Source organism: Amycolatopsis umgeniensis (assembly GCF_014205155.1).
GTDB classification, from domain to species: domain Bacteria; phylum Actinomycetota; class Actinomycetes; order Mycobacteriales; family Pseudonocardiaceae; genus Amycolatopsis; species Amycolatopsis umgeniensis.
The window spans coordinates 3,903,414-3,922,189 of sequence record NZ_JACHMX010000001.1 but is presented as its reverse complement, the minus strand read 5'-3'; the positions used below and the strand labels follow the sequence as shown (position 1 = coordinate 3,922,189).

At 69.5% G+C, this 18,776-nt stretch carries 23 protein-coding genes; 11 read left to right on the top strand and 12 right to left on the bottom strand.

The window, feature by feature from the left end; all coding sequences use genetic code 11:
• Positions 1–8: 8 nt before the first annotated feature.
• The 4 genes from bagB to HDA45_RS18135 form a co-directional block, all read right to left on the bottom strand.
• Positions 9–1,139 (bottom strand): ATPase BagB, encoded by a 1,131-nt coding sequence (gene bagB / locus HDA45_RS18150; protein ID WP_184896879.1) that lies wholly within the window; start codon positions 1,137–1,139, stop codon positions 9–11.
• Positions 1,139–2,143, bottom strand: a complete 1,005-nt coding sequence (gene bagA, locus HDA45_RS18145; protein WP_184896877.1) for an ATPase BagA — start codon at positions 2,141–2,143, stop codon at positions 1,139–1,141. The genes bagB and bagA overlap by 1 nt, the downstream gene beginning before the upstream one ends.
• 22 nt (positions 2,144–2,165) lie before the next feature.
• The gene (locus HDA45_RS42400) at positions 2,166–2,414 is read right to left on the bottom strand and encodes a hypothetical protein (RefSeq protein ID WP_184896875.1); all 249 of its coding nucleotides are present in this window, start codon (positions 2,412–2,414) and stop codon (positions 2,166–2,168) included.
• Positions 2,415–2,505: 91 nt separating this feature from the next.
• On the bottom strand, positions 2,506–3,450 hold the full coding sequence (locus tag HDA45_RS18135) for an esterase/lipase family protein (protein ID WP_184896873.1): 945 nt from the start codon (positions 3,448–3,450) through the stop codon (positions 2,506–2,508).
• 129 nt (positions 3,451–3,579) lie between these two features.
• On the opposite strand from HDA45_RS18135, the gene sp36 reads away from it, so the two are divergent.
• From sp36 to HDA45_RS18100, 7 genes are all read left to right on the top strand, one after another.
• Entirely contained in the window at positions 3,580–3,741 is a 162-nt protein-coding gene (gene sp36 / locus HDA45_RS18130) for a Sp36 family protein (RefSeq protein WP_005166970.1), read from the top strand.
• A 12-nt stretch (positions 3,742–3,753) separates the two neighbouring features.
• Positions 3,754–4,209, top strand: a complete 456-nt coding sequence (locus HDA45_RS18125; RefSeq protein ID WP_184896871.1) for a RidA family protein — start codon at positions 3,754–3,756, stop codon at positions 4,207–4,209.
• Complete coding sequence (locus HDA45_RS18120) at positions 4,209–4,838, top strand: hypothetical protein (protein WP_101613579.1); 630 nt, start codon at positions 4,209–4,211, stop codon at positions 4,836–4,838. The genes HDA45_RS18125 and HDA45_RS18120 overlap by 1 nt, the downstream gene beginning before the upstream one ends.
• Before the next feature lie 38 nt (positions 4,839–4,876).
• Positions 4,877–6,025: a hypothetical protein gene (locus HDA45_RS18115; RefSeq protein ID WP_184896869.1), complete on the top strand. Its 1,149-nt coding sequence runs from the start codon at positions 4,877–4,879 to the stop codon at positions 6,023–6,025.
• Between the two features lie 90 nt (positions 6,026–6,115).
• Positions 6,116–6,928: an NUDIX hydrolase gene (locus tag HDA45_RS18110; RefSeq protein ID WP_184896867.1), complete on the top strand. Its 813-nt coding sequence runs from the start codon at positions 6,116–6,118 to the stop codon at positions 6,926–6,928.
• Complete coding sequence (locus HDA45_RS18105; protein ID WP_184896864.1) at positions 6,925–7,695, top strand: MBL fold metallo-hydrolase; 771 nt, start codon at positions 6,925–6,927, stop codon at positions 7,693–7,695. The genes HDA45_RS18110 and HDA45_RS18105 overlap by 4 nt, the downstream gene beginning before the upstream one ends.
• Positions 7,692–7,943 carry a glutaredoxin domain-containing protein gene (locus HDA45_RS18100; protein WP_184896862.1) on the top strand — a complete coding sequence of 84 codons (252 nt, stop codon included), beginning with the start codon at positions 7,692–7,694 and terminating at the stop codon, positions 7,941–7,943. Before HDA45_RS18105 ends, HDA45_RS18100 begins: the two co-directional genes overlap by 4 nt.
• A gap of 250 nt (positions 7,944–8,193) precedes the next feature.
• On the opposite strand, the gene dnaN is transcribed toward HDA45_RS18100, so the two are convergent.
• From dnaN to HDA45_RS18080, 4 genes are all read right to left on the bottom strand, one after another.
• Complete coding sequence (dnaN, locus tag HDA45_RS18095) at positions 8,194–9,258, bottom strand: DNA polymerase III subunit beta (RefSeq protein ID WP_184896860.1); 1,065 nt, start codon at positions 9,256–9,258, stop codon at positions 8,194–8,196.
• A 9-nt stretch (positions 9,259–9,267) separates the two neighbouring features.
• Positions 9,268–10,530 carry an MFS transporter gene (locus tag HDA45_RS18090; protein ID WP_184905753.1) on the bottom strand — a complete coding sequence of 421 codons (1,263 nt, stop codon included), beginning with the start codon at positions 10,528–10,530 and terminating at the stop codon, positions 9,268–9,270.
• 649 nt (positions 10,531–11,179) lie between these two features.
• Positions 11,180–11,854, bottom strand: a complete 675-nt coding sequence (locus HDA45_RS18085) for a Crp/Fnr family transcriptional regulator (RefSeq protein ID WP_003081747.1) — start codon at positions 11,852–11,854, stop codon at positions 11,180–11,182.
• A 158-nt stretch (positions 11,855–12,012) separates the two neighbouring features.
• A complete protein-coding gene (locus HDA45_RS18080; RefSeq protein ID WP_005166943.1) occupies positions 12,013–12,264 on the bottom strand; it encodes a hypothetical protein in 252 nt (83 codons plus the stop codon).
• A gap of 237 nt (positions 12,265–12,501) precedes the next feature.
• Between HDA45_RS18080 and nth the strand changes: the two genes are divergently transcribed.
• From nth to HDA45_RS18060, 4 genes are read left to right on the top strand one after another with little or no spacing between them, the layout of a single operon-like run.
• Positions 12,502–13,185 (top strand): endonuclease III, encoded by a 684-nt coding sequence (gene nth, locus HDA45_RS18075; RefSeq protein ID WP_184896858.1) that lies wholly within the window; start codon positions 12,502–12,504, stop codon positions 13,183–13,185.
• The gene (locus HDA45_RS18070) at positions 13,182–13,778 is read left to right on the top strand and encodes a redoxin domain-containing protein (protein WP_184896856.1); all 597 of its coding nucleotides are present in this window, start codon (positions 13,182–13,184) and stop codon (positions 13,776–13,778) included. The genes nth and HDA45_RS18070 overlap by 4 nt, the downstream gene beginning before the upstream one ends.
• Positions 13,775–14,482, top strand: coding sequence for an NUDIX hydrolase (locus tag HDA45_RS18065; RefSeq protein ID WP_184896854.1), 708 nt, complete (start codon positions 13,775–13,777; stop codon positions 14,480–14,482). Before HDA45_RS18070 ends, HDA45_RS18065 begins: the two co-directional genes overlap by 4 nt.
• A 6-nt stretch (positions 14,483–14,488) precedes the next feature.
• Positions 14,489–15,673, top strand: coding sequence for a MarP family serine protease (locus tag HDA45_RS18060; protein WP_184896852.1), 1,185 nt, complete (start codon positions 14,489–14,491; stop codon positions 15,671–15,673).
• Positions 15,674–15,841: 168 nt separating this feature from the next.
• Here the strand turns inward: HDA45_RS18060 and HDA45_RS18055 are convergent, their stop codons facing one another.
• From HDA45_RS18055 to nhaA, 4 genes are read right to left on the bottom strand one after another with little or no spacing between them, the layout of a single operon-like run.
• The gene (locus tag HDA45_RS18055) at positions 15,842–16,012 is read right to left on the bottom strand and encodes a hypothetical protein (RefSeq protein ID WP_184896844.1); all 171 of its coding nucleotides are present in this window, start codon (positions 16,010–16,012) and stop codon (positions 15,842–15,844) included.
• Entirely contained in the window at positions 16,009–16,932 is a 924-nt protein-coding gene (locus HDA45_RS18050) for an alpha/beta fold hydrolase (RefSeq protein ID WP_184896842.1), read from the bottom strand. Before HDA45_RS18050 ends, HDA45_RS18055 begins: the two co-directional genes overlap by 4 nt.
• Positions 16,933–16,947: 15 nt before the next feature.
• Positions 16,948–17,448, bottom strand: coding sequence for a phage holin family protein (locus tag HDA45_RS18045; protein ID WP_184896840.1), 501 nt, complete (start codon positions 17,446–17,448; stop codon positions 16,948–16,950).
• A gap of 50 nt (positions 17,449–17,498) precedes the next feature.
• Positions 17,499–18,698: a Na+/H+ antiporter NhaA gene (nhaA, locus tag HDA45_RS18040; protein ID WP_184896838.1), complete on the bottom strand. Its 1,200-nt coding sequence runs from the start codon at positions 18,696–18,698 to the stop codon at positions 17,499–17,501.
• Between the last annotated feature and the right edge of the window lie 78 nt (positions 18,699–18,776).

The window sequence follows — 18,776 nt, the reverse complement described above, 5'->3', positions numbered from 1 at the left end:
ACGGGAGTTCAGGACTGGGTGGAGAGCCTGGTCCCGATGTCGCGCAGGCCTTCGAGATCGTGCACGTCACTGGGGAGCGCGGGCACCCGCACCAGCGGGACCTCGGGATGAGCCCGCGTGAACCTGGCGAGCAGCCGCGTCTCTCGTTCGGCCAGCGCGACCCTGTCCGCGTGCAGGCGGAGGACGGCTTCGGCCAGCGGTGCGCTGGTCTCGCCCTTCGCCAGCTGTTCGGCGGCCGCGACGGCCTCCGCGCCGGACAGCGGGGCGAGCACCGGATGCGTCCGGTTCGCGACCAGCCCGGCCAGCGGCATGCTCTCCTCCGAAAGCCGCTCCACGAAGTAGGACGCCTCGCGCAGCGCGTCCGGCTCCGGCGCGGCCACCACCAGGAACGAAGTCCCGCCGGATCGCAGCAGCTCGGAGGTCTTGCGTGCGCGTTCGCGGAAGCCGCCGAACATGCTGTCGAAGGCCTGCATGAACGCCGAAGCGTCGGTCAGCAGCTGGCCGCCGATGATCGTCGAGACGGCCTTCGCGAACATCGAGAACCCAGCGTTGACGACCTTGCGCAGTCCCCAGCCGCCCGCCTTGGCCGGACCGGTGAGCAGCCGGATCATCCGGCCGTCGAGCGCGCTGGAAAGCCGCGTCGGCGCGTCGAGGAAGTCGAGCGCGGACCGGCTCGGCGGCGTGTCGACGATGATCAGATCCCACTCGTCGGTGGCCGCGAGCTGCCCGAGCTTCTCCATCGCCATGTACTCCTGCGTACCGGAGAACGACGTGGAAATGGTCTGGTAGAAGGGGTTCTGCAGCAGCTGCTCGGCGCGTTCTGGGCCGGCGTGCACACGCACCATGTCGTCGAAGGTGCGGCGCATGTCGAGCATCATCGCCCAGAGCTCGCCCTTGGGTTCGAAGCCGTCGACCTGCACCTGTTTCGGGTGGTTGCCCAGCTCGCGCAGCCCGAGCGCCTGCGCCAGCCGCCGCGCCGGGTCGATGGTGAGCACCACGGTCTGCCGTCCGCGTTCGGCCGCGCGCAACGCCAGCGCCGCCGCGGTGGTCGTCTTGCCGACCCCGCCGGACCCGCAGCAGACGATGACCCGGCTCTCCGGATCGTCGATCAGCTTGTCGATCTCCAGGATGTCCGACATCAGCGCACTCCCTGCTCGGTCAGCGCTTCGGCGAGGTCGTAGAGCGCCGCGACGTCGACCCCGTCGGTCAGATCCGGCAGTTCGAGGCCCGGGAGGTCCGCTTCGGACAGCTGCTCGCGGGCACGTTGCTCGGCCGCGACCCGGACGGCGTGCTCGACGGTCTCTTCGACCAGCGCGTCGAGGGTGCTTTCGGGCAGGTTCAGCCCGGCCGACGCGAGCCCGGCGCGGACGCGCGAGGCGTCGACACGGCCGTCCGCGGCGGCCGTCACCGAGCGAGCGGGCAGCCGCGGCGGGCGGACCCGGTTGACCAGCACCGCGCCGGGGCGCAGATCCGCGCCGTCGAGTTCGGCGACCGCTTCGACGGTCTCCCGCACCGGCATCTCTTCCAGCAGCGTCACCAGGTGGACGGCGGTCTCACCGGAGTGCAGCAGCCGGACGACGCCGTCGGCCTGGCCGCGGATCGGGCCGGTTTTGGCGAGGTCGGTCAGCGCCTTGGTGACGTCGAGGAACTTCACGACCCGGCCGGTGGGCGGCGAGTCGACGACGACGGCGTCATAGGTGTGGCGGCCGTCCGATTCGGTCCGGCCGACGCATTCCTTGATCTTCCCGGTCAGCAGGACGTCGCGAAGCCCCGGCGCGAGCGTCGTGGCGAACTCGATCGCGCCCATCCGCCGCAGCGTCCGCCCCGCGAAGCCGAGGTTGTAGAACATTTCGAAGTACTCGAGGAGCGCGGCCTCGACGTCGATGTGCAGCGCGCGCAGCTCACCGCCGCCGGGGACGGCCGCGATGCGCTGCTCGGCGTACGGCAGCGGCTCGGTGTCGAAGAGCTGGGCGATGCCCTGGCGGCCCTCGACCTCGATCAGCAGCACGCGGCGCCCGCCCTTGGCGAGCGCGAGGCCCAGCGAGGCGGCGAGCGTGGTCTTGCCCGTCCCACCCTTGCCGGTGACGAAATGCAGCCTGGCTCTCGCGAGTTCGTCGGTCCAGCCGGCAAGGGATGTGCTCACCGGTCCCACCCTAATTGAGGGTTCAGCTCGCCAGCATCATGACGCCGAGCGCGGCCGCGACCAGTCCCAGAAGACTCCAGGTCACAGCCCCGGGCAGGACCGTGAGCATCACCACACCGAGCAGGAGGAGGGCCACGAAGGCCACCGCGCCGGTGATCGCGACCGTCCCCGAGCTGTCCGTGCGGTCCCGTAGCTTCGCCATCAGGACGAGCACCAGCGGCAGCCCGGTCACGGCCAGCAGGACGGTCGCGACCACGCGCCAGGTCTCCACGGAACCCACCGTAGCGGTGACCGGAGTACATGAAGGCCCCCTTCCTGTACCTAGGCGCAAGGAAGGGGGCCTTCATGTACTTGGAGCGGGGTCAGCTCCCGATCGGGGTCGCGGGCACGCACGGGACGGGCTTCGCGTGCGCCGGGTCGAGCGCGTTGAGGACGTGCCCGGCCGCGTTGCGGTCGGCGGCGACCCCGGCGTGCTCGGCCAGGTCCAGCAGGCAGCGGTCCTGCAGGACGATGTTCTTCACGTTCGGTCCCTTCCCGAGCCCGCTCGTGTACGGGACGACGGCTTCGTCGTAGCGGGTCAGGATGTTCGTGTACGTCACGCCCGGCTGGAAGACGCCGTTGCCGGAGCGCAGGTTCGTGAGGAACTCCGAACCGCGCAGGAACTGACGGCACGAGCCGCAGACCGGGTCGAGGATGCCGTTGATCCCGGGTGCGAGCCCCAGCGCGCCCGCGAGCGCGTAGAGATGCGAGGCGCCGAACAGGGTCGTGCCGTCCCAAAGCGGGGTCAGGCTGACGTACTTGTCCACTTTGGACGCGCCGCCGAGGAACTTCACGTAATAGGAAGGCATCAGCGTGCCCTCGGAGTGCCCGAGGATGTCCACCTTGGACGCTCCGGTCGCCCCGAGGACCTTGTCGACGAACGCCGACAGTTCCTTCGCGCTCTGTTCCATCGGCAGGAGCCCGCCGGGCTGGTAAATCGGCAGCGGCTTCCCGGGGACTCCGTAGGTCAGTGAGAAGACGCAGTACCCGTTGTTCTTGAGCAAGGGGCCGAACGTCTGCCAGTTCACTGTCTGGTTGGCGCCGAGGCCGTGGGCGAGCACGACCGGATTCGGATGGGCCGCGCCCGGACGGCAGCCGAAGTCGTTCGCGCCGGGTGGCGGGCCGCCGGGATTCGCCGCCTGCGCGGGCAGGGCCGCGGCGAGTGTCCACGGAACGGGGAGTTTCTCGTCGGCGTTCGCCGGTGAAGCGCAGATCAGGGCAAGGGCCGCGGCCAGGAAGGCGGCGGCAAGGGACTTCGTCGTCCGCATGTCAACGTCCTATCTACTCCCGAGTAGGTGTGAAGTGAACCACATCGGCGGGAAATCGGCGAACCGGTCGCGAGAGGGTTTTCCGCATGTGTGTCGGGCGCCCTTGCCGGTTTGGCTACGCTCCCCGACATGAGCGCCACCAAGTGGGAGTACGCGACCGTCCCCCTGTTGATCCACGCCACCAAGCAGATCCTCGACCAGTGGGGCGAGGACGGCTGGGAGCTCGTCACCGTGCTCCCGAACCCGACCGGCGAGCAGCACGTCGCCTACCTCAAACGAGCCAAGAACTGAGGGATTGAAGCCATGACCTGGAGCGATCGACTCGCCGAGCTCGGTATCGAACTTCCCGGCGTCGCCGCCCCGCTGGCGGCCTACGTGCCCGCCGTCCGCACCGGTTCGTACGTCTACACGTCGGGGCAGCTGCCCTTCGTCAAGGGTGAGCTCGAAGCGACCGGCAAGGTCGGTGCCGAGGTCAGCCCCGAAGAGGCGAAGCAGTACGCGCGGACTTCGATCCTCAACGCGCTCGCCGCGGTCGATTCGATCGCCGGCATCGACAACGTCGTGCGTGTGGTCAAGGTCGTCGGGTTCGTCGCGTCCGCGGAGGGCTTCACCGGTCAGCCCGCGGTGATCAACGGGGCGTCCGAGCTGCTCGGCGAGATCTTCGGCGAGTCGGGTATCCACGCCCGCTCGGCCGTCGGGGTCGCCGAGCTGCCGATCGGGGCGCCGGTCGAGATCGAACTGATCGTGGAGGTGAAGTGATGGACCCGGACATCGAGAAGTCCTCGCACGAGCTCCTGCTCCGGCTGGCGGGACGGCTGCCGGATCAGCTCCTGTGGCGATTCCGCGACTGGCTGGGCGAGGGCGCGATGGGCACACTCGCGCGGACCCTCCCCAGGTCTTTGCTTAAGCACAGGATCGACCTGGATCAAACCGAGTATCGCCTGCTAGTCGCCGGGCTCATTCCTCACGGGGCCGACTGGCATCAGGTGAGTTCCACCCTGGGGGTAGACGACGTCACCGAGACCAGGTACACATTCACGCAGAGTGCGCCCGAATGGGTGAACTCCGTCGACTCTGTGTCCGTATTGATCCACGCAACGTTGCGGGGACGGCCGGATGTGGGTGAAGTGCGGCAAAGCTGGCGACACCTCGGTGTGGTCGGCGAGGGTGGGGCGAAACGAGTCCTCCTGGTCACGGCGCTCAACGGGTTGCCGAGGCTGACGGGCGAGTTGCAGCGCGTCTTGCGCGTACTGGGTGACGAGGAGCCCGGCGTCGAGGTTCTCCCGCCGAGCATCGACCTCACCGGCTATCACCGCACCGCGCTCGCCAGCTCCGAACTGGTCTGTGTGGGCGCGGTGGACACCGGAAGTCGGCTGGTCGCCGCTTAACGCTCGCACCACCAGGCGAGCCGGGAGGGAGCAGAGCAATGGTGGAGGTCCACGACGGCCCGCCCATGGACGGGTTCTCGGTGCCCCTGCGCCTGCACAACCTGTTACTGGCCCTGGCGGGTCGTATCGACGACAGTGCTTTGACCGAAGCGCGTGAGCTGATCGCGCGTGCGCACATCGACGAAGCGGTCGAGCTCACCACCGGCACCCTGATCGCGGGGAAGATCCCGGTGAGCTCGTCCGAACAGCGTGAACTCGCGCTCGTCCTCGAGATGAGCCGGTCCGACGCCACCCTGGCGAACGACCTGCTCGTCGAGGAGGACGAGTCGGTGCTCACCCACCGGTTCACCGGTGAGAACACGCCCGAATTCGGCCTCGCCGAGGCGCTCGACCGCACCCTGCAGGTGCTGCCGGACGTCCGGTCGGTGCACGCGGTGTGGCGGAACACGCCCGCCGGCAGCGTGCCCGGCGCGCTGCCGCAACGGGTGGTGCTGGTCGAGATCGGCCCGGAGGGCAACCCGCCCGCGGTCGCGTTCCGCGTGGACACCGCGCTTCGCCGCGCGGGCATCCGCTCGGTCGTGGAGGTCGCGGGACCCGGTGTGGCACGGTCCGCCTATCACCAGGCCGCTTCGTCGGCCGCGAGTCCTGTCTGGGTCACCGGGAGTACCCATTCCAGTGACTTTCGGTCCGAGCCGGTGACCCCGCCGTCCGCTCCCGCTCCGGCTCCCGAGCCGGCCAAGGAGCAGCCGAGCAGGCACGGGCTGCGCCCGGTGGGCAGTGGCGGCCACGAACCGAGCGAGCCGATCGCGCCGGTGGTGCCGATCGTGCAGCAGGCGCCCGCGCCCGCCGCACCGACACCGTCGTCGTCCCCGGAGCCGCTGCCGCGCAAGTCGAGGGCGGAGACCCGTGCCGAGCGCACGGCCGACCTGACCCCGGCCGAAGTGGCACAGCTGCGGCAGGCGCTCAAAGAGGACCCCGAAAAGGGCCGTGAGATCGCCTCGGGCAAGCCGAGCATGCACGAGGTCGTCGAGCTGCCCGCTCTCGACCTCGACGACCCCAGCCTGAGCGAGCGCGATCGCGCTCTCCTGCGCGAGCTGCACGCCGAGCTCGCCGAACGGGAGCGCGCCGAAGCGGCGAAGATCCGGCTGAACGGGGCTTCGCGCAGCAGCGGCTCTAGCTGGTCTTAAGCAGGCCCTACGCGTTTCGTCCTCTGGATGCGGTGGTTGCACGCGCAACTATCGCAACCAGAGGACGAAACGCGATGTTAGGTTGCGGGTGTGGCTGAAGAACTGACATTCGACATCCCGGTGGGGGCCGGGGTGGGCACCCGCGCCAACGCCGGCGGCGAGCCGGTGACGCCCAAGGACGCGGCGACCGTGATCCTCCTCCGCGACGGCGCGCAAGGCGTCGAGGTCTTCCTGCAGCACCGGGTGAAGGGCATGCCGTTCGCGGGCGGGATGACCGTCTTCCCCGGCGGTGGCGTGGATTCCCGCGATGTCGACACCTCGGTGAGCTGGGCGGGCCCGGAGCCGGCTTGGTGGGCGGAGCGCTTCGGCTGCGAGGAATCGCTTGCCCGCGCCCTGGTGTGCGCCGCCGTGCGGGAGACGTTCGAGGAGTCGGGAGTGCTGCTCGCGAGCCTCGGGGACGACATCGTCACCGACACGACGCCGTACCACGACGCCCGCGCGAAACTGGTCTCCCGCGAACTCTCGCTCGCCGCGTTCCTCGAGGCGAACGGCCTGACGCTGCGCGCGGATCTCCTGCGCCCGTGGGCGAACTGGGTCACCCCGCCCCAGGAACCGCGCCGCTACGACACCTGTTTCTTCGTCGCCGTGCTGCCCGAGGGGCAGGAGGCGGACAGCGCCACCTCCGAGGCCGTCAGCTCCGGCTGGCAGCGGCCGGAGGAGGCCATCGCCGACGCCAAGGAAGGGCGCCGCATGCTCATGCCCCCGACCTGGATCACGCTCGCGGAACTGGGCGAATTCGACTCGGCGGCCACCGCGCGGGCGGTCGAACGCGAGATCAAGAAGATCATGCCGACACTGGTGCGCGACGGCGACAAGGTCCGCGTCGTACTGGATCCGGCGTGAGCGCCCCCGCGTACGGCGTGCTGCGCCAGGTCACGCCGACGGCTTCCGTGCTGCTGGAGCACAATCCGTCTTCGATGACGTTGGAAGGCACCAATTCCTGGGTGCTCCGCGGTCCGGGCGCGACGGGTTCCGTGGTCGTCGACCCCGGTCACGAGGACATCGAACACTTGACGCTGCTGGCGGAAACCGGCGCTGTCGAGCTGATCATCCTGACCCACCATCATCCCGACCACGCCGAGGGCGCACCCTGGTTCGCCGAGCGCGCCGGTGCCCCGGTGCGGGCGTTCGACGAGTCGCTCTGCATCGGCGGAAAGTCCCTTGTGGACGGTGAAGTGGTCGAGGCCGCCGGGCTGGAGCTCTCGGTGCTGCACACGCCCGGGCACACCGGCGACTCGATCTGCCTGGTGTCCGACGGGCAGATCCTGACCGGTGACACCATCCTCGGCCGCGGCACCACCGTGCTGCACGATCTCGGCGACTACCTGCGCTCGCTGCGGAAACTCGTCGAGCTGCCCGGCGGCACCACCGGCCTGCCGGGACACGGCCCCGAACTGCCCGACCTGGCCGCGACGGCGCGCGAATACCTGGCGCACCGGGAAGAACGGCTGGACCAGGTGCGTTCGGCACTGGAGATCCTCGGTGCGGAAGCCACTCCGCGCCAGGTGGTCGAGGTCGTCTACGCCGACGTCGACAAGGCTTTGTGGGCGCCCGCCGAGTGGAGTGTGCGGGCGCAGTTGGACTACCTGAGGTCGGAGGACGGCGAATGAGTGACGTCGAGGTCGAGTTCTACTGGCGCCCCGGATGCGGGTTCTGCGCCGCGCTGGAGCGGCCGCTTTCGAAGAGCGGCTTCACTGTGAAACGCGTCAACATCTGGGAGGACCCGGACGCGGCCGCGCGCGTGCGCTCGGTGGCGGACGGGAACGAAGTCGTGCCGACGGTGTTCGTGGGCTCGACGGCGATGGTGAACCCTTCGTTCGCCGAGATCGAGGCCGCCGTGAAGGCCGCTTCCGTCTGACCGGTATCACTGGACGCCGGCTGCGGTGAGTGGGGAAGATTGGGGACGTTGAGTGTCCCCGATCCTCCGTTGATCAAGGTCTGAGACTGGACTGCCCTGCGACCCCGACACCCGCGCAATCGTCGCCAGGGCAGGCGATCGCGCGAAAAGCCGTTGCGAAAGCCTCGTTCGCAACCTTCAACGTTGCGAACGAGGCTTTCGCAACACCGTCGGGGCCCTCATCGTGACGCGCCTCGCGACTAGACCCGAGTCAGCGCGGAAGCATCGGCATCACGTAGTACGTCAGGTCCACCTCCCGTGGTTCCACCGCGCGGATGACACACGCGCGCATGCCGGGCTGGATGTCGAGCCGCACCCGTTCCCCGGCGAAACCCTGCAGCGCGTCCAGCAGGTAGCGCGCCTGGAACGAGGGTGACGTCCGGCCTCCGGAGACCTCGGCCTTCAAGGTCTGCTCGGCCTCGCCGGTGTCCTGTTTGGAACTGGCCAGCCGCAGGTGCGAATCGCCGACCTCGAGCGTGAGCACCCGGCGCTCGTCGGCGTAGACGCCCACCCGGCGCACGGCGGCGGCCAGCGCGTCGGCGGCGACCTCGACCGTCGTGTCCACGGTGGACGACTCGATCAGCTTTTCCGACAGGAATCCCGCGTCGAGTACGGCGGTGGTGACGGCGACGCCCGCCCAGCTCAGCCCGAACCGGGTCCCGTCGCCGTGCAGGCCGACAGGACCACTTGCCTGCTTCGCCGTCTCGGCGAGCAGGCCTGCCGGGACGAGCGCGTCGACAGGTTCGCCCTCGGCGCGCAGCGGCAGGGTGGCGACGGCCATCCGGTACCGGTCCGACGCGGTCAGCCGCAGTTCGCGGCTGAAGCTCTGCACGCGGACTCCGGTGAACATCGGCAGCGCGTCGTCCTTGGCCGCCGTGCCCGCGACCGTGCGCAACGCCGTCACCAGCGCGGAACCGTCCACTTCGGACACCTTGGGCGGCATGTCCGGGAGCCGGAGTTCACGGCTCAGCAACGGCAGCGCGAACCGGCCGCCTTCGACCCGGATGGCCAGCCGCGAACCCTCGACGACCAGGCGCACCAGATCGTCGTCGAGCATGCGCAGGGTTTCCGCGAGCGGCCCGGCGGGGACGACGACCTCGCCGTCGGTGTGGGCGACGGCGTCACAGGTCAAGCGGACCGCTCGTTCGCTGTCGTTGCCGCCGACGGTCAGGCCTTCCCGCCCCGCGCGCAGGAGAAGACCGGAGCGGGCGGAAAGCAGTCGGGCGGCGGCGGAAACGGCGGACGAGAGGGAGCGGGTGGCGGCAGTCAGGTCCATGCCCGCAAGTTAGCGGGCGGCACCGACAAGTTCGGGGGCTTCGGCGACGGCTCCGGACGACTGGGGGCGGAAGGTGCCGCGCAGCAGCCACACCACCGCGGCGAGCGCGAAGCCGACACCGCCGGCAGCGAGGAACGCCGCTTCGTATCCCGCGTGCTCCACGAGGTAACCGCTGATCGACTGCCCGAACGCGAGGCCGAGGGTCACTGCGGTGAGCACCCAGCCGAACGCCTCGGCCGCCGTGCCCTTCGGCGCGGCGATCTCGATGGCCGCCGAGTGCGTCGTCGACTGCGGCGTGATGAGCGCGCCCGCGGCGAGCATGGCGAGCGCGAGGCCCCACAGCGATCCCGGCAGTGCCAGCAACGCCACCAGCGCGCCGAATCCGGCCAGCAGCACCGGCAGCCGCAGGCCCATCTGGCGCGGCCACGGGCGCAGGCTGTACGCGACGCCGAACGCGACCGAGCTGACCGACCAGGCCGAAAGCAGCAGCCCGCCGATGGAGGTGTTCCCCGCCTCGGTGGCGGCCGCCGGGACGGCGACCTCGACGAAGCCGATCACGGCGCCGAAGCCCAGCGCGGCGAGCGCGAGCGTGCGCATCCCGGGGCTGGCCAGCGCGCCGAGCAGTTTGCCGCCCGACGACGGCGCCGGTCCCCAAGCCCGCACTATCGGGCTCAGCGCGAACAGCACCGCGCCCGCGATCATCGTCAGCGAGCCCACGACGATGCCGGTACCCGCCCACGGCGCGGCGATCAGCAGCCCGGCGAACCCGGGGCCGAGGATGAAGAAGACCTCCATGCTGATCGCCTCGTAGGAGAACGCGGCGTTCCGCGTCGGCCCGGCGGGCAGCAGCCGTGTCCACAGCGCCCGTGAGGCCGAACCGACCATCGGCTCGGTGATCCCGGTGCCGAAGGCGAGCGGGACCAGCATGAGCGTCGGCGCGTGGGCCTCGATCGCGAACACCAGCCCGGTCATCGCCAGCGCGAAGAGCACCGTCGTGGTCAGCAGCGGCCGAGTCGGCCCGAAGCGGTCGATGAGCCGTCCCTGTACGACCGCGCCGACCGAGACACCGATCAGCGAACCGGCCGACACCAGCCCGGCCGAGGCGAACGAGCCCGTCTCGCGCTGGACGTAGAGCAGCGCGGAGATGCCGATCATGGCGATCGGCAGGCGGGCGAGCAGGGACGCGACGACCGCCCCGCGGGATCCGGGCGCCGTCAGCGCGGCTCGGTAGTCGGCGAGGGAGGTGCGGTGGCTCTCGGCGGAAGCGGACACAGACTGGGACACGCGTACCAGTATGACCTACTTTGGTACGCGAGTACCAGATCTGCGGCGGTAAGGTTTGTCACCCCCGGGTTTCGGGTACTACGCGGCTTGGAGCCCTCCAGTTCGTCACGATCGGGTAACAGTCGGTCAAATCTGGGTCATTCGGGGCAACAAATCGACGCAGATGGCGTCCTTGAGAGTGAAAGAGCTTGAATCCACGGCCGACGGCCGTGGATGGTTGTAGGACGAACACAGTCTCCAACTCCCTCCGGCGTACGGGTCGGGGCCTGAATCCGGAGGGCGGGGAGCGCGGATCGTCGGGGGATGGTCCGCGCACAGCGAAGAGCCGGTGCGCCACGTCGGGGGTGGCGCCCGGCTCTTCGTTGTGTTTGCCGCGCGCTGACGGAAACATTTCGCAGGGCGCTGGACCGAAGCCGACTTCCGCGGGTGCACAGGGCGCCCTGCAAAATGTTTCCGTGGGCCTTCGGCCCGAAAGAGGGCGCGCGGGGGTGAAGTCTCCCCGTCGCGCTGACGCGCTTCCGGGGAGACGGTCCGCCGGTCACCTCGTAGGGAGCGTTCGGTCACCTGGGCAAGTACGTGAAGGCCCCCTTCACTGCGTCTAGCGCAGTGAAGGGGGCCTTCACGTACTTCGAAAGATCTAGCGGGCGCGGCGGGCCAGGCGTTCCGGATCCAGGATCAGGACGCTCTTGCCTTCGAGCCGCAGCCAGCCGCGGTGCGCGAAGTCGGCGAGAGCCTTGTTGACGGTCTCGCGCGAAGCGCCGACGTACTGGGCGATCTCTTCCTGCGTCAGGTCGTGCGTGACCCGCAGCAGACCGGCTTCCTGGCTGCCGAAGCGCTGCGCGAGCTGCAGCAGCGCGCGCGCCACCCGGCCGGGGACGTCGGTGAAGATCAGCTCGGCGACCATGTTGTTCGTCCGGCGCAGCCTACGGGCGACCACGCGCAGTAACTGCTCGGCGATCTCGGGGCGAGTGGAGATCCACTGCCGCAGCGCCGGGCGGTCCATCGTCACCGCGCGGACCTCGGTCACGGTCGTCGCGCTGGACGTCCGGGGGCCGGGGTCGAAAATGGACAGCTCGCCGAACATGTCGGACGGGCCGAAGATGCCGAGCAGGTTCTCGCGGCCGTCCGGTGACTTGCGGCCGATCTTCACCTTGCCGGATTGGATGATGTAAAGCTTGTCGCCGGGTTCACCCTCGTTGAAGATGACATGCCCGCGAGGGAACTCCACGGATTCCAAGGTCTGGGCCAGCGCCTCGGCGGCTGCCGGCTCAACACCCTGGAAAATGCCCGCTCGGGCCAGGGTTTCGTCCACCTCGGGTGCCTCCTCATCGAGAAACGACGCCGAACCTCGTTGCCGAGGATCGTGTCGCCGATCACTTTTCGCGTCAGTCTAGGGCGTGCTGGCGAGATCGCCCGTCGGCTCGCCGCAGGCGCGTCCGTGCCGAAAACGATCTCGCTCGAACGTGGAGCCTAACTCCGCACGCGTCGCGCGCGAAGCCTGGCCGCCTTCCCGCCCAGCCTGCGCAGCCGGAACAGCTCGAGCGCGCGCCCGATGCCGTGCCCGTAAAGGGCCCTGACCTCGTTGGGCTGCGCCTGCTCGAGAAACTCCTCGACCTCGTTCTCCTGCACCGCGACGTGCTTGAGCCTGGTCTCCACGCGTTCCATGAACAGCGCGAAGAACATGATCACCAAGGGGACGAGGATGACGAACCAGACTGTCATGAGCCCTGCCCTGGGAATTCCGAAAAATTGTGCATTACTCCAGATCCTCGCTCATGGCGTCCTCGATCGAAGCGCCGAGGTGGTGCTCTGGCGTGTCGGACGACGACCGGCGGGTGCTCCCACTGGCTCGTCCGATGGCGCCCGTAGGCTATCGGGGTGCCCCCTGCCCTCACCAATGCCCCCCGTGCGGGGGGTGAGGGTGAAAGCCGGCTCGCGTTGGTGAGACGCGCCAGGCGGATGAAGCGTTGCCTCGACGACGAGTTCCCCGACGCCCACTGTGAGCTCGACTTCACCACTCCGCTCGAACTGCTGGTCGCGGTCGTGCTGTCGGCGCAGACCACCGACGTCCGCGTGAATCAGGTCACCCCCGCGCTCTTCGCGCGCTATCGAAGTGCCGCCGATTACGCCGGCGCCGATCGCGCCGAACTCGAGGAGTACCTCCGGTCGACGGGTTTCTTCCGTGCCAAGGCGAACTCGGTGATGGGACTGGGCGCCGCGCTGGTGGAGCGCTACGACGGCGAAGTGCCCGGCAAGCTGAAGGATCTCGTCACGCTGCCCGGTGTCGGCCGCAAGACGGCCAACGTCGTGCTCGGCGACGCCTTCGGGGTCCCCGGGATCACCGTCGACACCCATTTCGGCCGCCTGGTCCGCCGCTGGGGCTGGACCGAGGAGGAGGACCCGGTCAAGGTCGAGCACGCCGTCGGCGAGCTGATCCCGCGCAAGGAGTGGACGCTCCTTTCGCACCGGACGATCTTCCACGGCCGCCGCGTCTGCCACTCCCGCAAACCCGCCTGTGGCGCCTGTCCGCTGGCCAAGATGTGCCCCTCGTACGGAACCGGCCCGACGGGCTTCGAAGAGGCCGCGAAGCTGGTCAAGGGCGAGGAACGCGAGCACATCCTGGATCTGGCGGCCCGCCGGTGACCAGGGTCACCAAACTGGCCCTCGGTGCCGCCGTGCTGGTGGTGGCCCTGATCGTCGCGTTGCTCACGACCCGTGACGGGCAGGGGCCGGTGAAGACCTCCGGCGATCTGACCGCCGCCCGCGCGAAGGCCGGGCTCGCCGCTTGCCCGCCGCCCGGGCCCGGCGAGGTGGCGAAGCTGCGCGGGGTCGACGTCGAATGCCTCGGCGACGGCTCCCGGGTCGACCTCGCCCGGGCGCTTTCGGGTGGTCCCGTGCTGGTCAACCTGTGGGCGTCGTGGTGCCAGCCGTGCCGTGCCGAGCTGCCGCTGCTCCAGGAGTACGCCGCGAGCCCCGGCGCCGCCCGGGTGCTCCTCGTCCAGGTCGCGAGCTCCGGGGCCGACGGGCTGGCGCTGCTGTCCGAACTGGGTGTCCGGCTGCCGTCCGTGTTCGACGGTGACGGGCAGTCAGGTCCGGCGCGGACGGCACTAAAGGTCCCTTCCTCCCTCCCGGCGACGTACCTGGTCACGGCGGGTGGAGACGTCCGGCTCATCGAGAACCCACGCGTCTTCCTGAACACTGAGCAGGTGCGCGCCGCAGTGGAAGGGACACCATGACCGGCCCTCTCGTGGACCCGGAGGCCGTGCCGGCCTGGCTGCAACCGCTCGTCAAGATCAGCGGGGACGTCGACGCGGCCGCCTTCAGCCGGTTCAGCGTGCCACCGGACGCGAGCTACCGGTCCGCGTCCGTCCTGATGCTCTTCGGTGAGGGCCCACAGGGACCGGACGTCCTGCTCCAGCGCCGCGCCGACACGCTCGGCTCGCACGCGGGCCAGGTCTCGTTCCCCGGCGGCGGCGCCGAGTCCGGTGACGACGGGCCTGTCGGCACCGCGCTGCGCGAGGCGGAGGAAGAGACCGGCGTCGAGCCCTCCGGCGTGCTGCCGGTCGCGGTCTTCCCCGAACTGTTCGTACCCGTGTCCGCCTTCGCCGTGACGCCGGTGCTCGCCTACTGGCGGACGCCGTCCCCCGTGCACGCCGTCGATCCCGGCGAGACGGCGGCGGTGGCGCGGGTGCCGGTCGCGGAACTCACCGACCCGGCCAACCGGTTCCAGGTCAGGCGTGAGGGTTTCGACTGGAAGGGGCCCGCGTTCGACGTCGGCGGGCTGTTCGTCTGGGGCTTCACGGCCGGTCTGCTGGCGATGACGTTGTCGCTCGGCGGCTGGGAACGGGACTGGGACCACGGCGACGTCAGGGACCTTGACGTAGCGTTGGCCGAACATCAGGCGCGGGTCGACGGGCGGCGAGCGCCGGAGAAGGAGTAGGCCCCGGTGAACTGGGTTGACGTACTGGTGATCCTGCTCGCACTCCTGGCGGGCGTGTCCGGCGCGTTCCAAGGGGTGATCATCGCCCTCCCGTCACTGGTCGGGGTGGTGCTGGGCGCGCTCGCGGGGATCAAGATCGCGCCGCTGGTCGTCGAACTCTTCGAACATCCGGCGGCGAAGGTCGCCTTCGCGGTGGCGACAGTGGTCTTCCTGGTCGCGCTCGGCGAGACCCTCGGCGTCTGGACCGGGCGGAAACTGCGCCAGAAGATCAATCCGGACAAGCTTTCCGGTGTCGACAAGACACTCGGCGCGGTGGTGCAGGCCGCCGTGGTGTTCGTGGTCGCTTGGCTGATCGCGACGCCGCTCACGGCCGTCTCGGGGGTGCCCGGGCTGGCGAAGTCGATCAACAGCTCGGTGGTGCTCGGCGGCGTCAACGACGTCATGCCGGACGCGGCGCAGGGTTTCCCGAGCGAACTGCGCAAACTGCTGGACGCTTCGGGCTTCCCGTCCATTGTGGACCCGTTCCAGAAGCCGAACGTCCAGGACACGAGCCCGCCGGACACCGCGCTGCAGGCGAGCGCGATCGTCAAACAGGTGCACGGCAGTGTCGTGAAGATCCGCGGCAACGCGACGTCGTGCTCGCGGGCGCTGGAGGGCAGCGGATTCGTCATCGCGCCGCAGCGGGTGATGACGAACGCGCACGTCGTCGCGGGGACGGACGAGGTCGCCATCGAGTCGACTTCGGGCAAGTTCGCGGCGAGGGTCGTCTACTTCGATCCCGAAGCCGACGTGGCCGTGCTCGCGGTGCCGAGGCTGCAGGCGCCGGTGCTCCCGTTCACGCCGCGCGTCGCGCGTGCGGGCGACAACGCGATCGTGCTCGGCTACCCGCTCGACGGTCCGTACACCGCGACGCCCGCCAGAGTGCGCGGCCGGATCAACCTGCGCGGACCGGACATCTACGAGTCCAACACCGTGCAGCGCGACGTGTTCACCGTGCGCGGGCAGGTCCGCAGCGGTAACTCGGGCGGGCCGATGATCAACCCCGAGGGCGAGGTCATCGGGGTCGTCTTCGGTGCGGCCGTCGAGGATCCGGAGACCGGTTTCACGCTGACGTCCGAACAGGTCAAACCGGTGGTGGACACGGCCCCGGCGTTGAGCGCGAACACTTCGACCGGCCCCTGCGCGAACTGAGCCTCGTGAGTGGTGAGGACGGTTGTCGCGGACCGGTATTCACCTACCCACTGGAAACGGACGTCGCCTCGGCGAGCTCGCGCTGGCGTGCCCCACGACGATGAAGGATTTGGGACACTGAACGTCCCAAATCCTTCCTTGTCGACTTCGACGCCTTACCACTCGCGATCACTCCAACCGGCCAGCGGAGGTCAAGCATGTCGCGAAAGCCACTTTCGGGACACCAGGCGTCCCGAAAGTGGCTTTCGCGACACCTGCGGTCTCCTCGACGTCCAGTGGCCGCGCCCGCAGCACCGGACCGCCGCCGGACGTCACGCCCATCGGTTTGCGCTCGGTCATGCTCCCGAGGCACGGAGGAAGTCCACCAGCGCGGCCGAAGTGCGCTCCGGGGCCTCCAGATGCGGGAAGTGCCCGATGCCGGGCCAGCGCTCGAGACGGGCGTCGGGGGCCCAGCGGCGTGAGGCCGCCGCTGTCTCGGGCAGGACGCACCGGTCGTCCTCGCCGTGCAGCTGCAGCACTCGGGCGGCGTAGCGGCCTCGCAGTGCTTCGCTGAACCGGCGGCCTTCGCCGCGGAACTGCGCGCGGAACGCCCAGCGGTAGTACTCGAGCGCGCTGTGCGGAACTCCCGGCACGAGCATCGCCTGCCGGAACGCGCGCACGGTTTCGGCGAAGTCCACACTGTCCGTCCATTGTGGACCAGACCAGCTGCGGAAGAGCTCTTCGACGGCGAGTGCGTCGTCCTTGACCAGCCATTTCTCCGGCGCCATCGGCATCTGGAAGCGGAACAGATGTCCTGAAGCGCGCAGCTGTCCCGGTCGCCGGACGGCCCGGCGCAACGCCAGCGGATGCGCGCCGCCCAGCACGCTGACCGACGAGACCAGCCGGGGATGCAGCGCGCCGACCGTCCACGCGAGCATGCCGCCCCAGGCATGTCCGACGAGGTGGGCCTTGCGGGCGCCGAGTGACTTGATCAGCCCGCCCACGTCACCCGCGAGGGTCCAGGCGTCGTAGCCGCGCGGGGGTTTGTCCGAGTCGCCGTAGCCGCGCAGATCCACCGCGACCGCGCGGAAACCGGCGTCGGCGAGCGCGGTCAGCTGATGGTGCCAGGTCCACCAGAACTCGGCGAACCCGTGCAGCAGGACGACCAGCGGCCCGTCACCGAGTTCGGCGACGTGCAGGCGGATACCGTTCGCCGAGAGGTCGCGATGGGTCCACGGACCGTCGATCCGGACGATCGACGGGTCCGGTGTCGCCTGCACCGACTCGAAGACTTCTCAGCCGCGATCCGCGGGCACGTCTTCGGCCTCGTGCTTCGGCTTGAACGCGGCGGCGGTGTCCTTGAAGCTGTTGATCGTGCGCTCCGGCGCCTTGATCTTCTTCACCTTGCGGTAGCCGAGGAAGCCCGCGACCGCCGTCGTGACGAGCATCAGCCCGAACACGATCGCGAACGCCGCCCAGCGCATCAGCCACTCCGAAAGCAGCTCGCCGAGGAAGAAAAAGAAGAAGAACGAGCTGTACAGCCCGACGACCAGCGCGACCAGGAAGAAGATGGCGCCCTTGAGGCCCTTCTTCGCCTCCGCGACGACCTCGGATTTGGCCAGCTCGACCTCGGCGCGGATCAGCGTCGAGACGTGCTGTGTGGCATCGCCGACGAGTTTCCCGAGGGACTGCTCGCTCGCTACCACGTCGTCATCGCTCGACAGGGGGAGGTAGGGCACGGCCCCCACGCCGTCGGGGCCGGTACGTTCGTGCTTGGGGCTGCTCACACCGGCCATCGTGCCATGTGCCCCCATCCCGGGCGCGGCGGACCGGCGAGTGTCGCGTGCTAATCCTCACGCGCGTGCACCCGGCTGCGGTGCAGGAGCATCGCGGCGGCCGAAAGCGAGGCGATGGCCGAGGCGATCAGCACGGCCGCCTTCGCCAGTTCGACGGCTTCCCCGTCGAGCGCGAGATCGGCGATCAGCAGGCTCACGGTGAACCCGACACCGCCGAGCATCGACAGCGCCCCGATGTCCCGCCAGCCCATCCCCCTGGGTTTTTCCGCCAGTTTGAACTTCACCGCGAGCAGGCTGGCACCGAAGATCCCGATCAGTTTCCCGCCGATCAGACCGGCCAGCACGGCCAGCGGCAACGCCGTGGTGAACACCGCGCCGAGCGACTCACCGTCCACTTTGATCCCGGCCGCGAACAGCGCGAACAACGGCACGGCGACCGCGGCCGACCACGGTTGCAGCCGGTGTTCGAGGCGGACGGCGGGCGCGTGCTCCTCGCCGGAGTCGGCGCGGACGCGCGTGAGCAGGCCGAGCGCGACGCCGGCGATGGTGGCGTGGATACCCGCCGAGTGCACCGCGACCCAGGTGATCAGGGCCAGCGGCACGTAGATCCAGGCGCTGCGGACGCGGCGGTGCTGGAGGTAGGCGTAGAGCGCGAGAGCGACAACGGCGACGCCCGCGGCGACGAGGTCGAACTTCGCGGTGAACAGGATCGCGATGACGAGGATCGCGCCGAGGTCGTCCACCACCGCCAGCGAGAGCAGGAAGACCCGGGCGCTGCTCGGCAGGTTCGACGCGGTCAGGGCGAGGACGCCGAGCGCGAACGCGATGTCCGTGGCGACCGGGATGGCCCACGCGCGTTCGATGCCCGGCGCTCCCCAGCCGACGGCGAGCGCGACCAGCGCCGGGACGATCATGCCGCCGATAGCGGCGACCACCGGAAGGATCGCCTGCTTGAACCGGGAGAGCTCGCCGACCACGAGCTCGCGTTTGAGTTCGAGGCCCGCGACGAAGAAGAACAGCGCGAGCAGACCGTCTTTGGCCCAATCGCCGATCGTCAGATTCAAGTGGAGGAACTCGGGGCCGAGCCGGAAATCGCGGATCGCGCGGTAAAGGTCGTCGATGGGCGAATTCGCCCAGAGCAGGGCGATCGCGGTGGCGCCGAGCAGGATCAGCCCGCCGGTGGTCTCGGTGCGGAGATAGCGGGCGAAGTCGGCGACGACGGCTTTCGCGGGACGGTTGGGGCCGGACACGGCATCCTCCGGTTTTCGGCAACACGAATACTGTTGCCGACCAGACTTCCCGGCGCACCTTGACTCGATTTTAATGCC

Excerpts from the sequence above, each read along its gene's own strand:
- bagB (WP_184896879.1), bottom strand. The coding sequence starts at position 1,139 with ATGTCGGACATCCTGGAGATCGACAAGCTGATCGACGATCCGGAGAGC.
- HDA45_RS18135 (WP_184896873.1), bottom strand. The coding sequence starts at position 3,450 with ATGCGGACGACGAAGTCCCTTGCCGCCGCCTTCCTGGCCGCGGCCCTT.
- sp36 (WP_005166970.1), top strand. The coding sequence starts at position 3,580 with ATGAGCGCCACCAAGTGGGAGTACGCGACCGTCCCCCTGTTGATCCAC.
- HDA45_RS18125 (WP_184896871.1), top strand. The coding sequence starts at position 3,754 with ATGACCTGGAGCGATCGACTCGCCGAGCTCGGTATCGAACTTCCCGGC.
- HDA45_RS18120 (WP_101613579.1), top strand. The coding sequence starts at position 4,209 with ATGGACCCGGACATCGAGAAGTCCTCGCACGAGCTCCTGCTCCGGCTG.
- HDA45_RS18115 (WP_184896869.1), top strand. The coding sequence starts at position 4,877 with ATGGTGGAGGTCCACGACGGCCCGCCCATGGACGGGTTCTCGGTGCCC.
- HDA45_RS18100 (WP_184896862.1), top strand. The coding sequence starts at position 7,692 with ATGAGTGACGTCGAGGTCGAGTTCTACTGGCGCCCCGGATGCGGGTTC.
- dnaN (WP_184896860.1), bottom strand. The coding sequence starts at position 9,258 with ATGGACCTGACTGCCGCCACCCGCTCCCTCTCGTCCGCCGTTTCCGCC.
- HDA45_RS18080 (WP_005166943.1), bottom strand. The coding sequence starts at position 12,264 with ATGACAGTCTGGTTCGTCATCCTCGTCCCCTTGGTGATCATGTTCTTC.
- nth (WP_184896858.1), top strand. The coding sequence starts at position 12,502 with ATGAAGCGTTGCCTCGACGACGAGTTCCCCGACGCCCACTGTGAGCTC.
- HDA45_RS18065 (WP_184896854.1), top strand. The coding sequence starts at position 13,775 with ATGACCGGCCCTCTCGTGGACCCGGAGGCCGTGCCGGCCTGGCTGCAA.
- HDA45_RS18055 (WP_184896844.1), bottom strand. The coding sequence starts at position 16,012 with ATGACCGAGCGCAAACCGATGGGCGTGACGTCCGGCGGCGGTCCGGTG.
- HDA45_RS18045 (WP_184896840.1), bottom strand. The coding sequence starts at position 17,448 with ATGGCCGGTGTGAGCAGCCCCAAGCACGAACGTACCGGCCCCGACGGC.